Origin of the sequence: Coraliomargarita parva, assembly GCF_027257905.1 — a bacterium.
GTDB classification, from domain to species: domain Bacteria; phylum Verrucomicrobiota; class Verrucomicrobiia; order Opitutales; family Coraliomargaritaceae; genus Coraliomargarita_A; species Coraliomargarita_A parva.
Genome location: NZ_JAPZEI010000002.1, coordinates 280,142 through 292,589, shown reverse-complemented (window position 1 = coordinate 292,589; position 12,448 = coordinate 280,142). Strand labels below are relative to the sequence as shown.

The window sequence follows — 12,448 nt, the reverse complement described above, 5'->3', positions numbered from 1 at the left end:
CCGGCAAGGCCATGACCGCTGGAGAAATTTTCAATACACCGATCATCGCGGACAACGAGCTTTGGCGTATCGCAGGCCTCTTCGTTCTACTGCTCGCGGCCATGACGGCCGGCAAGTTATTGAACTATCTGTTGCAGAAGCGCGGGAAAGAACTGGAAGACAGCCGCCCCATCCTTGCCTGCGGCATGTGCGGCGCCGCCCGAGCAGCCACCTTTCTATCATTTGCCATCGGGCTTTCCGCGGGCGTCAGTCTGCTCCGTTTGCACGGCGCCGAAAGCTTCGTCAACACTAGCATCGCCGTTATCGTCACCTTGGCGGTCGCCACCACCCTGTACTTCCTCGTCGAAATGCCCGGGGTCTGGATGGTCACCCGGGCCACACAGACGGAAAGCAAGATGGACGACATGCTCGCCCCCATTGTCAGCAAAAGCCTGCGCGCCACGATCGTCGTATTGGCCGTCGTACAGATCGCGCAGATTCTCAGCGGCAAGGAGATCACCTCCATTCTCGCCGGCCTCGGTATTGGGGGCCTGGCCGTCGCACTTGCCGCACAAGACACCCTGAAGAACTTTTTCGGCTCTGTCGTCCTGCTGGCGGACAAGCCCTTCGAGATCGGGGACCGGATCAATGTGGACGGCCACGACGGTCCGGTCGAAGCCGTGGGCCTGCGCTCGACCAAGATACGCACACTCGACGGACACCTCGTGACCATTCCCAACGGAGAACTCGCCAATAAGTCGATCTGGAATATCGCCAAGCGCCCCTATATCCGCCGCCTCTTCACTATTACCGTCACCTATGATACGCCGCCGGAGAAAATGCACGAAGCGAAGGCCATCCTTGAAGACATCCTCAAGGATCACGAAGGCATGGCCCCCGACTTTCCGCCACGCGTCTATTTCAAGGACTTCAACGACGCCTCGCTCGGATTTCTTTGCATCTACTGGTACCACCCTCCGGCGTACTGGGATTTTCTGAGCTTCACCGAGCATGTGAATCTGCAAATCCTGGAACGGTTCAATGCCGCCGGAATCGATTTTGCCTTCCCCACACAAACGCTTCATCTCGCAGGCGATCCAAAGCGACCCCTGGAAATCGGCTTCCCCGGAAAAGACGCTTAAACAGCACGCTTTCCGCCCATTGGCTAACATCTCTGGTTGCAAGTTTTGAGGGCTTCGCTAAGGTATAGGTAGATGAAATTCGAGAAATATCATGCCCTCGGGAACGACTACCTCGTCCTCGATCCCAAAGACGCCCAAGCGCTCCCTTCGACCGATGCGATCGTCCGTATCTGCCACCGGAATTTCGGCCTCGGATCGGACGGAATCCTCTACGGACCCCTGCCGACCGACAAAGCCGACTTCGGCCTCCGCATCATGAATCCGGACGGTTCCGAAGCCGAAAAGAGCGGCAACGGCCTGCGCATCTTTGCCCGCTATCTCTACGACACGCAACGCGTGAAAAACGACTCCTTTACGGTCGACACCCTGGGAGGTGTGGTCACCTGCCAGATCAGCGAGAACGCAGAATCCATTACCGTCGACATGGGGCAGGTAGAGTTTGCCATGGACCACATTCCGGTCGATGGTCCCGAGCAAGCCGACCAGAACCTGGGACAGAAGCTTGAGGTCAACGGCAAGGATTACACCGTGTACATCGCCGATATCGGCAATCCCCACTGCGTGGTGCCGATGCGTGAGATCTCCAAGGAACTCGCCTGTACCGACGGAGCCGCCATCGAAGTCCACAAGGCCTTCCCCAATCGCACCAATGTCCAGTTCCTCAAAGCCTTGGACCGCAACAACATCCAGATTGAAATCTGGGAGCGCGGCGCCGGTTACACACTGGCTTCCGGTTCCAGCAGCAGCGCAGCGGCCGCGGTCGCTCACCGCATCGGACTATGTGACAAGGATATTACAGTCCACATGCCGGGTGGTATTATCGGGATTGAAATCGGTGATGAATATGCCGTACGCATGACCGGCCCGGCCACACGGGTCGCCACCATGGAGTTCGACGAAGAAGCCCTGTCCTTTTCCGTACAGGCCTAATACTTAACACAAACCCGGACTCACAAGAATGATTCTGGGATTAACCCGCGGCTCGGTCCGGTTGGTACCTCATCAACCGGGCTGGGCCGCTGCTTTTTGCGCGGAGCGAACCGCCCTGGTTCAAGCCCTCGGTACCGAAGCGCTCTCGATTGAACATGTGGGCAGCACCGCTGTGCCAGGGCTACCGGCCAAGCCGATACTCGATATCGCAGTCGCGGTCGCGGACTTCAACCGCATGACCGCTTGGGCGGAATGCCTGAAGCCGCTCGACTACCACTATCTGGGCGACCCCAGAGGCTGGGATGACCACCTCTTCAGCAAAGGGAACGAATCCAATCGCAGCGTGTATCTCCACGCCGTCCTGAACGGCAGTCCACGCTGGCAGAATTACCTGTATTTTCGCGACCGCTTGCGGGCGTCTCCAGAACTCCGCCAGACCTACGCGCGTTTGAAGCAAAACGGGGCCCAGGCGTATCCAGATGACCGGCAAGCCTATACCGACTCAAAACATGCGTGGATCCAGGCAATGCTCGACGAGCGCAGCTGAACCGCTCCGTCAGCCCGAGAGCGCAAAAAAAAGCCCCGCATCCATAACGGACACGGGGCTTTTAAAAACAGAAAACAGGAATTCGATTAAGCTCCGACTTGGAAACGTGCGAAACGCTTGATCACCATGTTTTCGCCCATCTTGGCGATCATGGCGGTCAGGACTTCCTGAACGGTTTGGTCGGGATTCTTAACGAAAGCTTGCTCGAGGAGGCAGGACTCGCTGAGGAACTTGTTCAGCTTGCCTTCAACGATCTTCTCGATCGCTTGAGCGGGCTTGCCTTCAGCTTGGGCTTCGGCAACTTGACGCTCCTTCTCGATAATGACCGGATCGATGTCTTCGCGGGAAACGCAAACCGGGCTGGATGCGGCCACGTGCATGGCGATATCGCGGACGAATTGCTTGAAGTCGTCGGTCTTGGCAACGAAGTCACTTTCACAGTTCACTTCAACCAGCACACCGACCTTGCCACCGAGGTGGATGTAGCACTCGACCAGACCATCGCTGGCGTCGCGGGAAGCCTTCTTGGCTGCAGTGGCCACACCCTTCTTGCGAAGCAGTTCGACGGCCTTTTCGACGTCACCCTCAGCTTCGACCAAGGCCTTCTTACAATCCATCAGGCCGGCACCGGTGCTTTCACGGAGCTCACCGACCATTTTTGCGTTAATTTGTACACTCATTTATCTTTAGGTTGGCTGTGTATTTTAAATCGAATGAATCGAAAATCCGGGGATTACTTTTCCTCCGAGCTTTCTTCCTCGCCGTAACCGGCCGGCAGTGTCACTTCGACATCATCCTCTTGCTCGAAGACTTGTTCGCGGACCAGCGGAGCCGCGGCCTTCTGAATCTTCTTCATTTCGCGCTTGGAGAGACCGTTTTGGGCGGCTTCCAGGATGGTTTCAACGATGATGCGGATCGACTTGACGGCATCGTCATTGCCCGGGATCGGGAAATCGAGGACTGTCGGGTCGGAATTGGTGTCCACAAGACCCAGGACAGGGATGCCAAGACGGTTGGCTTCAGCCACAGCGATCTCCTCGTTCTTGGAGTCGACCACAAAAACAGCGGCGGGCAGTTGTTCGATGTTCAGGATCCCTTCGAAGTTACGGTTCATCCGGCTCATTTGGCGACGGATGGCGGCTTCTTCCTTACCGGGCAGCTTGTCCAGATCACCGTCCTGATCCATCTTCAGGAACTTGCGGTACTTTGCCAGCGAAGTCTTGATGGTTGCGAAATTGGTCAGACCACCACCCATCCAGCGGTTCACGCAGAACGGCATTTGGCAGGCCACGGCAGCTTCGCGCACGATTTCCTGCGCTTGCTTCTTGGTGCCGACGAACAACACATCCTTGCCGGATGCGATCGTGTCTTCGATGAAGTTGCAGGCCTTCTCAAGCAAGGCATGCGTCTTTTCAAGGTCGATGATGGAAATGCCGTTACGATTGTCGTAGACGTAGGGTTTGGACTTCGGGTTCCAGCGGCGGAGCTGGTGACCGAAATGGACGCCGGCATCGAGGAGGTCTTTAGGTGTGGTATTCATGGTATTTTCAAAGCCCTGGAGCGAAAACCCCGGGGAGAAATATGTTTTTCTTTTCTCTGTTAGTTCTGCGTTTAGATTACTTTATTTTCACGCCGGTAACGGCGGGCGTTCCCCGCTCCCTTTGAGCAGGAAAGCGGAGAGGGATAGCACCGGTGGCTTTCAAGGCAAGCGAAATCCGGCATTTATTCACTTCTTCACCGGATTGACGCAAAAAAGGCCGGTGCTTTCACGCACCGGCCTGTCGCAATATTAACCTGAAAATTGGATCGGCTTAGCCGACCTTGATCTTGCGCGCCTTGACCTCGTCCGCCTTGGGAAGTGTCAGTCGCAAAATGCCATCGGCCATTTCAGCACGGATCTTGTTTTCATTGACCAGAACATTCAGGCGAAGTTCCAGACGATAATCGCCTTCAGGCAATTCACGGCGTAAGGGCCGCCATCCGGACGCTGTGGACGGATGTAGGCGGGTCCCACGGATACTTAGGGTTTCTCCTTCCAGGGAAATATCCAACCCCGTGCGCCCCACTCCCGGCATGGTAACCGCAACCTCAAAGGCATCCTCATGTTCGGAAACCCTGTATTGCGGACGACGCCATTTGCGCGGAGCCGCCTTGCTCACTTCGGCCTTGTTCGTTGTTTCAACTTCTGTGCTCATTTTTGTAACCTCCTCTTGATCTATGTGATTATTTGATAGTGATTTGACGCGGTTTCCGGGCCTCTGCCTTGGGCATCGTAATCGTAAGAATGCCGTCTTCATAGGCAGCTGTGACCTTTCCGACCTCCACACCATCCGGTACGGAGATGGAGCGTTGGAAGCTGTAGCTTTCTTCCGTGTCCTTGTCCTTTGCCTCATGTGCGCTGCTGATCGTGAGTACCGCGTTTTCCAGCTCGAGATCGATCGTGTCTTTCTTCACGCCGGGCAGTTCCATACGGACGTAGTAATTGTGATCGTCCTCGTAGAGGTCGGCAGAGGGCTGACCAAAACCGGCATTCGAACCAAAGAAATCGTCAAACAGGTTCCCAAAGCGCTGAAATGAAGGTGCGCCTAGGTCGAAGAGACGATTGAATGCGGACGTTGCCGGTGCTTGCGGGTATTCATAACGAATAAGTTTCATAGTGTATTCCTCCTTGATATATGTGTTCGCTTAAATACGTGCATCCATCGTGCCAGCTTAACAGCCCACACATACCCACTGACATTCAACGACTTACAAATTCGCTCCCCAAACAACAAAGAGTCATAATGTCTCATTCTATGCGCCGAGCGTGACAGTTTTATCTAATGCGCCAGAATGTCCCACCCCCTCCAGGCAGACAAATGCGCGCCTCAGCGAAAACAAAGCAGGACGACCGGCGAGGCCTGGCCCCGGCACCGCCTCTCGTAAAACCAAATCAGCCCGGGGAAAGGCAACCCGTCAGAGGCGCGCCAAACACCGAATACTACTGAAGCACGGATCCAATATAATCTCTGGAACGAAGGACCTCGTCCCGGCTCAGACTCGGGCTCAACTCCAGGACTAAAGTGTGCTCGGGCCGCACGAATTCCGCTATCATCTTGAAATCGATCACCCCGCTCCCCGGGACCCGGTGATCACGCCCCTCCTTCGAGACATCGTGCAAATGGAAACCAACGAGTCGCTCAGACAGTTCCTCCAATCGCTTGCGGTGATCGAGTAAGCCGAACTGAGCCTTGATCTCGGCATGACCGGCATCGTGCCAGTAGCCAACCGGCCCCTTGTCGGACAGACTCTGGATGAAATCGCCATGCCCCTCGTCGAGTGGCAGTTCTTCCAGCCCCTCCCGGTTTTCAATCCCCAAGGTCAGTCCACGCTCTGCTGCCAGCGGCAACACCTCGGCATAATTGTCCAAGACACGCCCGAGCGCCTTTTTGGAATGACGCCGGATCTTCTTCAGGGCGCGATCACGACGCTTTTGAAAGGCCTTGTCCTCTGCCATCTCAAGCACGTCGAGATCGGCCGAATCCATCCACTTATCCAGCTTATCCTCCGGCGAGGAGAAAAAGAACCAAACCGAGCCGGAGTGCATCACCACCTTTTTCGCGCCAACTTTGACGGCAAAATCAAAGGTTTGGGCCGAGTACTTTTTCCATAAGGTCTGCTCGCGGGAATCATAGCTGGAAGGCTGGTAGAGGTTGGGCGCAGCATGCTGGACGCTATTCGGCAGCGGACAGAAGTTATGCACCGAAGAAATCTCTACCAGACCTTCCTCGACTGCGGTCAAGATGCCTGGAACCAGAGAGATACGGATCCCATGGCTCAGCTCGATCCGCTTGAAACCAAGCCCGACCATCTCCTCCACCATTTCATAACCGTCGGTATGCCTTGCCGAACACCAGCAAGTGGAAAGCGAAAGACGGTCGATAAGCTCAGCCATGGTTCTTCTAATATGCTACAAAAAATCCCGGTTCGCGAACGCAGGACCGGGACTCTTGGAAAGCCTGCGGTAACCCGCAGCTTCAAACTTACATATTCGAATAACGAACGCGAAGCATGTTGTTGAAATCCAACTCCTTCTTCTTGCGGCGTTTGGCCTGAGAAGGCTTTTCGAAGTAGCGCTTGGCGCGTACATCACGGATCACACCTTCGCGGTCGAGGCGCTTCTTGAGGCGACGGAGCGCACGCTCCATGGGCTCGCCTTTGCGGACTTTTACATCAATTGCCATATCTATTAGAAAAACTTTGTACGGTGGAAAAGTGGGAGGACAATGTGCCTGCGAAGCGCCCCGTCAACCCTAATTTACAGCTGTATCCGATAGTTTATACCCGGTTCAATGTTATCACATTTTCGATGTGACGGGTGTGCGGGAACAGGTCAAAGGGCTGTATCCGGGTGATCGCGTAGCCCGCCTCCACAAATTCCTTCACATCCCGGGCCTGCGTTGCGGGATCACAGGAGACATAGACAATGCGCTGCGGTCGGTAGGACATGAGCTGCTGGCGGAAACTTTCGTCACATCCCTTGCGGGGCGGATCGATCACGACCGTGGTTTCATCGGCGGGGAATTTCAAACCGGCAAATATCGCCTCGGCCTTCCCGATCACAAAACGGACATTCTTGATCCCACAAATCTTCGCATTTGCCTGGGCCCAGCGCACCGCCGGCTCGCTGATCTCCACTCCCGCGACTTGCTCGAAGCTCGCGGACGTGGACAGGGAAAAGAGGCCGACCCCGCAGTAGGCGTCCACCAGATACTGCGCCCCCGTGGCTGAAGCCTCCTCCGCCACATACTTCACCATCTCCGGAAGGATAAAGGGGTTATTCTGGAAAAACTCCCCCGCCTTGAATTGGAAGGTCAAATCCCCCACCCGTTCCGAAACAATCGACTGCGGCTCCGTTTCCACCCCCTCAATCACATCGCGCAGCAAGAGCGTCCCCCCCCGCTGACGGCGTTTTTTCCCGCCTTCGCGGCGCGCCTTCTCACGCACGGACGGCAGGGCTTCATTGATTGCCGGTGTCGCGATCGGACATTGCGGCACGTCGACAATTTCACTCCGGCGGCCATGGCGAAGGAAACCGATCGGTTGGCTGCCGTCCTTATTCGGACGGTTATAATGCGGCGTCAACTTGGAGCGATAATGGTACACCTGAGGCGAGCCGTGCGAGAGTTCCACCGGATGGTCGATTTCCCCCAACTTCTGCATGAGCTCGGTCACATGTCGGGTCTTCTCCTGAAGCTGGCGCGCGTAGCTCATGTGCTGGTACTGGCAGCCGCCACAAGTCTGGAAAAGCGGGCACTTCGGCTCCACACGGTCAGGCGAAGCCTCAAGCACTTCCATTAAATCGGCTTCGGAATAATTGGCGTAATTGCGAAAGATCCGGCCCCTGACTTTTTCTCCGGGGATGACAAAGGGCACCATAACGACCCAGCCGTCAACACGCGCCACCCCCATCCCGAGGTTGGTCAGGCTCTCTATCGTCAACTCAAGCTCATGATGGTACTCGAATGGCTCGGGAACAAAATTTTTCGGTGCGGACTGGCTCATATGATGTAGTAGTGGAGAGAAATCACGGAAGGGAAAGTTTAGAATTCACACTTTTGCAACGACTTCTCACTCTCCAGCCAATGGACGAAGCCTATATTCAGAGCCGACAGAACGAACAGGTGAAAAACCTGGTCAAGCTTCGCGAGCGCAAGCACCGCGACCGGCAGGAACGTTTCATCGTCGAAGGCTTGCGCGAACTCGGCCATGCGATCGGTTCCGGCTTCGAAGTACAGACCATCTACTTTTGCCCGGAGCTCTTTCCTTCGGAGGCGCATGGCGCCTTCATCGACGAGTGCCGCCGCGAGCAGTCGATCCAGTTGGTACGGATGAGCACGGATGCCTTTCAAAAGGCCTGCTACAGGGAAGGCCCCGATGGCCTCCTCGGTCTCGCCAGCCAACAGGCCAACTCACTCGACGACCTAAACCTTCCGGAGGCCCCGCTCCTACTCGTACTGGAGGGCATTGAAAAACCGGGCAATCTGGGAGCACTGTTGCGAAGTGCGGACGGCGCAGGTGCCGATGCAGTGGTTTTGGTCGACTGCGTCCTCGACCTCTACAACCCGAATGCAATCCGCTCCTCGCAAGGCCTGGTCTTTGCCTTGCCCATCGTCAGCGTAAGCCGCGAGACCTTCCTGCCCTGGCTCCGCCAAAAGCAAATCCAACTCGTTGCCACCACTCCCGACACCGAGAACCTGCACTGGAATGTCGACTACCGGAAAGGCACCGCACTCTTTCTTGGGAGCGAAAGCGACGGACTGACGACGCACTGCCTCGAGGCAGCGGATTGCAGGATACGGATTCCAATGGCAGGTCGGGCTGACTCGCTCAACGTATCCGTGGCGGCGGCCGTCTGCCTCTACGAAGCACGACGCCAGCGCGACAGTTAACGGGCGGCGGAACCGGCCACAGGCTTCCGTTGCTTCACCACTTCCAAGAGGACGGAACGCAGATCCCGTAACTTAACCGGCTTGGGCAGGTAATAATCCATGCCTGCACGCTTGAACTTACCTTCGTCCGACAAGGTATTAAATGCAGTCACGGCCACGATCGGGATCTTCGTGCCATATTCGCCGGATTCTCCGTTCCGCAAGGCAATTGCCGCACTCATTCCGTCCATCACCGGCATGTCGATGTCCATCAGGATCAAATCGTAGGCACGCGACTGACTGATCATATCCAACACTTCACGACCATTGGTGACAAAAGAAACTTCCTGCCCCATGAGTTTGAGTACCGCAGACATCAAGCTCCGCGTGATCGGATCGTCCTCCGCTACCAAAACCGAAAGCTTGACCGGCAGAAGTTGTGCCGATGTGGACCGTCCGCGGTTCACATCCAGGCTCAAGCCACCCACCGGACGGCGCTCGGACGGCGACGCCTGCATCTGTGCCATTTCAAAAGATACCCGGGTCACCGCGCCTCCCGCCTCGATTTCCTTAGTGCGAAGCACTCCATTGTATCGCTCCAGCAAGGCCGACGAAACCGCCCAGTACAAATATTCCATCGGGATGCGGGCATGATGATGACCGGTTGTCATCTTAAAGGCGTCGAGGATACGGATGCCGCGCGCATCACTATAAACTTCGAGCGGATTGCGAAGAGAAATGATGACTTCTTTCTCACGCGTCTCCCAAGCCAAACGCAAGATCTGACGCTTCGTTGGGATCTCCAACAAGGAGACCGACTCCAAAGAGCCCAGGAGAAGCCCTTCAACGATGGTCTTCAAATGGTCCGAGTCGCCACGTAAACGTGTGGTTTTGTCTTGATGGACGACCTCCAACTTCAAACCGCGCAGACCTGCCCGAAACGACAATTGCTTCTTCAATTGCTCGAATAATTCGTAGGGGCTGACCCACTCCCGGTACTCGGGGAGCTCATTCCACTCCTCCTTCATCTTCGTCAGATTGACCAGCGTACTGATCACCGCGAGCATGTGATGGGCACAACCTTCGATCGCCTCCAGGTCCTCGTCGTCCCCGCCAAGCTCTTCCTGCAACATTTGAACGATCCCGAGCAATCCGTTCAAGGGAGTCCTCAGCTCATGCGAGAGTGTGGCAAAGAGCGGATTCCCCTCGTTGGCGATGGTCTGCGCATCAGAAAAACTACCCCACCCCGCGGACTTAACGCCCCGGACCGCTTGCAACTTCCGGTAGAGCACCAGACAGATCACAAGGAGGATGCAGATGATCACTGCCAAACATAGGGTCATGACACTAGGCATGAACTGACAATCCTTCCCGAAACGACAGGAAGGTCAACCCGTTTGAACAATATCTTTAGGCAAAAACCTTAGAGATTCCGTTCCTTCAGGTCTTTGACCGTCTTCTCCAAAGCCTCCTTCATCGTTACCTTGGGTTCGTATCCCAAATCGCGTCTGGCGCCCTCGATCGAGAAGTAATGATCCTTCGCCAACTCCACCGCCACAAAACGAGTGAGCGGCGGCTCCCCCTTCAAACGGAAAACTGCCCAGATCGCTTCTGCCACGGAGGCCATCGCATAGGCGACAGGCAGGGAAACCTTCTTCGTCAAAGGCTGATGCCCCATGGCTTCAAGTATCCCGTTGAGCCACGGCCAAAGCTCAACGGGCTCCCCTTGCGAAATGAAATAAGCCCGGCCGGCCCCACGCCCTTCAGCCAAGGCATCGAATGCCGCCAGATGTGCATCCGCCACATCCTCGACATAGGAAACATCCACGCAGCTCGTGCCCTCGCCGACAATTTTCAACCGTCCCGAAACCGCACTGCCGATCACCCGGGGCAACAAATGGGGATCGCCCGGACCAAAGATCAGGTGCGGACGCAAGGCACAGACTTTCAGGGCATCACAGTTCGCGGCCAAGGTCGCCTCTTCCGCGATCGCTTTACTGTGGGCATAATGACAAAGCCAGTTCCGGCCGTAAGGCAGCCCTTCATCCCCACCCCGGATCGGCTCACCATTAAAGACCACACTCGGCGTACTGGTATAGACGAGGCGAGAGACCCCTTGACGCAGGCATGCCTCCACAATGTTGCGGCTCCCCACCACATTCGGACGATAGTAACTTTCCCAACTTCCCCAGACACCGGCTTTGGCCGCAACGTGAAACACCGCGTCCACGCCGGCACAGGCTTCGAGAACCCCATCCGCATCGCAGAGGTCCGCGCAGACCACCTCGACCCCCATGTCGGCAAGTTGCGGTTGCGGCGAACGCCCCAAGGACCGGACCGCATACCCACGACCCAACAAACGCTCAATTAAATAGCTTCCGACAAATCCGCCGCCACCTGTAACCAACACCTTCATACCATCCATCGAGACTTAGAGATCATCCGTCTCCGCAAGCTCCTTGTCACGTTTTGCCCGCTCGAAACGTGCCCCGATCAGGATCGCAAGTTCGTAGAGGAGGTACATCGGAACGGACATAATGGACAGCGAAATGGGATCCCCGCCTGGCGTGAGGAGCGCCGCAAAAACCATGATCGCAACCGCCACGAACCGGCGAAAACGCTTCAACTGCTCAACCGTGACCACCCCGATCACAACCAGTATCACGGTGATCAAGGGAAACTGGAAGAACCCGCCGAGCGCGATGGAAAACCAAACCACCATGCTGAAATAATCCGTCGCCGTCCACCAGAGCGTGAAGTGGAAATAGTTGTTCAGGCGCACACAAAACGACAGGGTCAGCGGCAGCACTGCAAAGAAGGAAAAGGCGACACCCGCAATGAAAAGTACGAAAGCCGCAAAACAGGACGGTATCAGGATCCGCTTCTCCCGCTCATTCAACCCGGGGGCGATAAAGCGACCGAGAAAATAGAGCATGAAGGGCAAGGAGAGCGTGAAGCCTCCGAGAAACACGATCTGGATGAATACCGAGAAGACCCCCATCGGGTTCCGTGTGACCAGTTGCTGTTCCGCCACTTCCGCAGAACCGTAAGCCACGCGCAAGGGGTACTGCAGGAAGTCGGAAACCTGCCCGAGAAAACAGGCCACCAGGATCGCTCCAAGCAGAAACGCACCCACGCTTCGGGCCAGCGTCCAGCGAAATTCCTCCAGATGCTCAAGAAAACTCATGTTCCCATTCACATCGAGTTCTTCGTCAAATTCCTCTTTATCCAGTCCGCTGTCAGTCATGGTTTTCCGGCTAGGTATGAAGGCAGCAATGCTTCGAGTGCAATCCTGAAAATCCGGTCAAATTCCTATACGATCGTCTAGAAAACCGCTTGTTTAAGCCTAATCCATTGACAGGCAGATTGAAATGCATTTGCTAGCCCGTTTTCAACGCTTTGAGCGATGCATCAGCAAAGCTCAAATCTTATCACCCGAT

14 protein-coding genes are annotated in these 12,448 nt (G+C 55.9%); 4 read left to right on the top strand and 10 right to left on the bottom strand.

Features of this window, described 5'->3' with window-relative positions; genetic code table 11:
- Nucleotides 1-11 precede the first annotated feature (11 nt).
- The 3 genes from O2597_RS03550 to O2597_RS03540 all read left to right on the top strand — a co-directional run bounded on the left by O2597_RS03550 (nt 12) and on the right by O2597_RS03540 (nt 2,598).
- The gene (locus tag O2597_RS03550) at nt 12-1,121 is read left to right on the top strand and encodes a mechanosensitive ion channel family protein (protein WP_269522812.1); all 1,110 of its coding nucleotides are present in this window, start codon (nt 12-14) and stop codon (nt 1,119-1,121) included.
- A gap of 72 nt (nt 1,122-1,193) precedes the next feature.
- Nucleotides 1,194-2,051, top strand: a complete 858-nt coding sequence (gene dapF, locus O2597_RS03545) for a diaminopimelate epimerase (RefSeq protein WP_269522811.1) — start codon at nt 1,194-1,196, stop codon at nt 2,049-2,051.
- 28 nt (nt 2,052-2,079) lie between these two features.
- The gene (locus O2597_RS03540) at nt 2,080-2,598 is read left to right on the top strand and encodes a GrpB family protein (RefSeq protein WP_269522810.1); all 519 of its coding nucleotides are present in this window, start codon (nt 2,080-2,082) and stop codon (nt 2,596-2,598) included.
- A gap of 86 nt (nt 2,599-2,684) precedes the next feature.
- On the opposite strand, the gene tsf is transcribed toward O2597_RS03540, so the two are convergent.
- From tsf to O2597_RS03505, 7 genes are all read right to left on the bottom strand, one after another.
- Nucleotides 2,685-3,278, bottom strand: a complete 594-nt coding sequence (tsf, locus tag O2597_RS03535; RefSeq protein WP_269522809.1) for a translation elongation factor Ts — start codon at nt 3,276-3,278, stop codon at nt 2,685-2,687.
- A gap of 53 nt (nt 3,279-3,331) precedes the next feature.
- A complete protein-coding gene (gene rpsB / locus O2597_RS03530; RefSeq protein ID WP_269522808.1) occupies nt 3,332-4,138 on the bottom strand; it encodes a 30S ribosomal protein S2 in 807 nt (268 codons plus the stop codon).
- Nucleotides 4,139-4,409: 271 nt separating this feature from the next.
- Nucleotides 4,410-4,793: an Hsp20/alpha crystallin family protein gene (locus O2597_RS03525; RefSeq protein ID WP_269522807.1), complete on the bottom strand. Its 384-nt coding sequence runs from the start codon at nt 4,791-4,793 to the stop codon at nt 4,410-4,412.
- Nucleotides 4,794-4,821: 28 nt separating this feature from the next.
- Nucleotides 4,822-5,253, bottom strand: coding sequence for an Hsp20/alpha crystallin family protein (locus O2597_RS03520; RefSeq protein ID WP_269522806.1), 432 nt, complete (start codon nt 5,251-5,253; stop codon nt 4,822-4,824).
- 325 nt (nt 5,254-5,578) lie between these two features.
- Nucleotides 5,579-6,532, bottom strand: a complete 954-nt coding sequence (locus O2597_RS03515) for a sugar phosphate isomerase/epimerase family protein (protein ID WP_269522805.1) — start codon at nt 6,530-6,532, stop codon at nt 5,579-5,581.
- 88 nt (nt 6,533-6,620) lie between these two features.
- The gene (gene rpsU, locus O2597_RS03510) at nt 6,621-6,821 is read right to left on the bottom strand and encodes a 30S ribosomal protein S21 (RefSeq protein WP_269522804.1); all 201 of its coding nucleotides are present in this window, start codon (nt 6,819-6,821) and stop codon (nt 6,621-6,623) included.
- A gap of 94 nt (nt 6,822-6,915) precedes the next feature.
- Nucleotides 6,916-8,142 carry a class I SAM-dependent RNA methyltransferase gene (locus tag O2597_RS03505; RefSeq protein WP_269522803.1) on the bottom strand — a complete coding sequence of 409 codons (1,227 nt, stop codon included), beginning with the start codon at nt 8,140-8,142 and terminating at the stop codon, nt 6,916-6,918.
- An 80-nt stretch (nt 8,143-8,222) separates the two neighbouring features.
- Here O2597_RS03505 and O2597_RS03500 point away from each other — a divergent pair, with 80 nt between their 5' ends.
- Entirely contained in the window at nt 8,223-9,029 is an 807-nt protein-coding gene (locus tag O2597_RS03500) for a TrmH family RNA methyltransferase (RefSeq protein WP_269522802.1), read from the top strand.
- Here the strand turns inward: O2597_RS03500 and O2597_RS03495 are convergent.
- From O2597_RS03495 to tatC, 3 genes are all read right to left on the bottom strand, one after another.
- Nucleotides 9,026-10,351, bottom strand: coding sequence for a response regulator (locus tag O2597_RS03495; protein ID WP_269522801.1), 1,326 nt, complete (start codon nt 10,349-10,351; stop codon nt 9,026-9,028). The genes O2597_RS03500 and O2597_RS03495 overlap by 4 nt on opposite strands.
- Before the next feature lie 80 nt (nt 10,352-10,431).
- Complete coding sequence (locus O2597_RS03490) at nt 10,432-11,433, bottom strand: NAD-dependent epimerase/dehydratase family protein (protein WP_269522800.1); 1,002 nt, start codon at nt 11,431-11,433, stop codon at nt 10,432-10,434.
- A 6-nt stretch (nt 11,434-11,439) separates the two neighbouring features.
- The gene (gene tatC, locus O2597_RS03485; RefSeq protein WP_269522799.1) at nt 11,440-12,255 is read right to left on the bottom strand and encodes a twin-arginine translocase subunit TatC; all 816 of its coding nucleotides are present in this window, start codon (nt 12,253-12,255) and stop codon (nt 11,440-11,442) included.
- Nucleotides 12,256-12,448 lie beyond the last annotated feature (193 nt).

Coding starts and splice junctions, on each gene's coding strand:
- O2597_RS03520 (WP_269522806.1), bottom strand. CDS start 5,253: ATGAAACTTATTCGTTATGAATACCCGCAAGCACCGGCAACGTCCGCA.
- rpsU (WP_269522804.1), bottom strand. CDS start 6,821: ATGGCAATTGATGTAAAAGTCCGCAAAGGCGAGCCCATGGAGCGTGCG.
- O2597_RS03525 (WP_269522807.1), bottom strand. CDS start 4,793: ATGAGCACAGAAGTTGAAACAACGAACAAGGCCGAAGTGAGCAAGGCG.
- tsf (WP_269522809.1), bottom strand. CDS start 3,278: ATGAGTGTACAAATTAACGCAAAAATGGTCGGTGAGCTCCGTGAAAGC.
- O2597_RS03500 (WP_269522802.1), top strand. CDS start 8,223: ATGGACGAAGCCTATATTCAGAGCCGACAGAACGAACAGGTGAAAAAC.
- rpsB (WP_269522808.1), bottom strand. CDS start 4,138: ATGAATACCACACCTAAAGACCTCCTCGATGCCGGCGTCCATTTCGGT.
- tatC (WP_269522799.1), bottom strand. CDS start 12,255: ATGACTGACAGCGGACTGGATAAAGAGGAATTTGACGAAGAACTCGAT.
- O2597_RS03505 (WP_269522803.1), bottom strand. CDS start 8,142: ATGAGCCAGTCCGCACCGAAAAATTTTGTTCCCGAGCCATTCGAGTAC.
- O2597_RS03540 (WP_269522810.1), top strand. CDS start 2,080: ATGATTCTGGGATTAACCCGCGGCTCGGTCCGGTTGGTACCTCATCAA.
- dapF (WP_269522811.1), top strand. CDS start 1,194: ATGAAATTCGAGAAATATCATGCCCTCGGGAACGACTACCTCGTCCTC.
- O2597_RS03515 (WP_269522805.1), bottom strand. CDS start 6,532: ATGGCTGAGCTTATCGACCGTCTTTCGCTTTCCACTTGCTGGTGTTCG.
- O2597_RS03495 (WP_269522801.1), bottom strand. CDS start 10,351: ATGACCCTATGTTTGGCAGTGATCATCTGCATCCTCCTTGTGATCTGT.
- O2597_RS03490 (WP_269522800.1), bottom strand. CDS start 11,433: ATGGATGGTATGAAGGTGTTGGTTACAGGTGGCGGCGGATTTGTCGGA.
- O2597_RS03550 (WP_269522812.1), top strand. CDS start 12: ATGACCGCTGGAGAAATTTTCAATACACCGATCATCGCGGACAACGAG.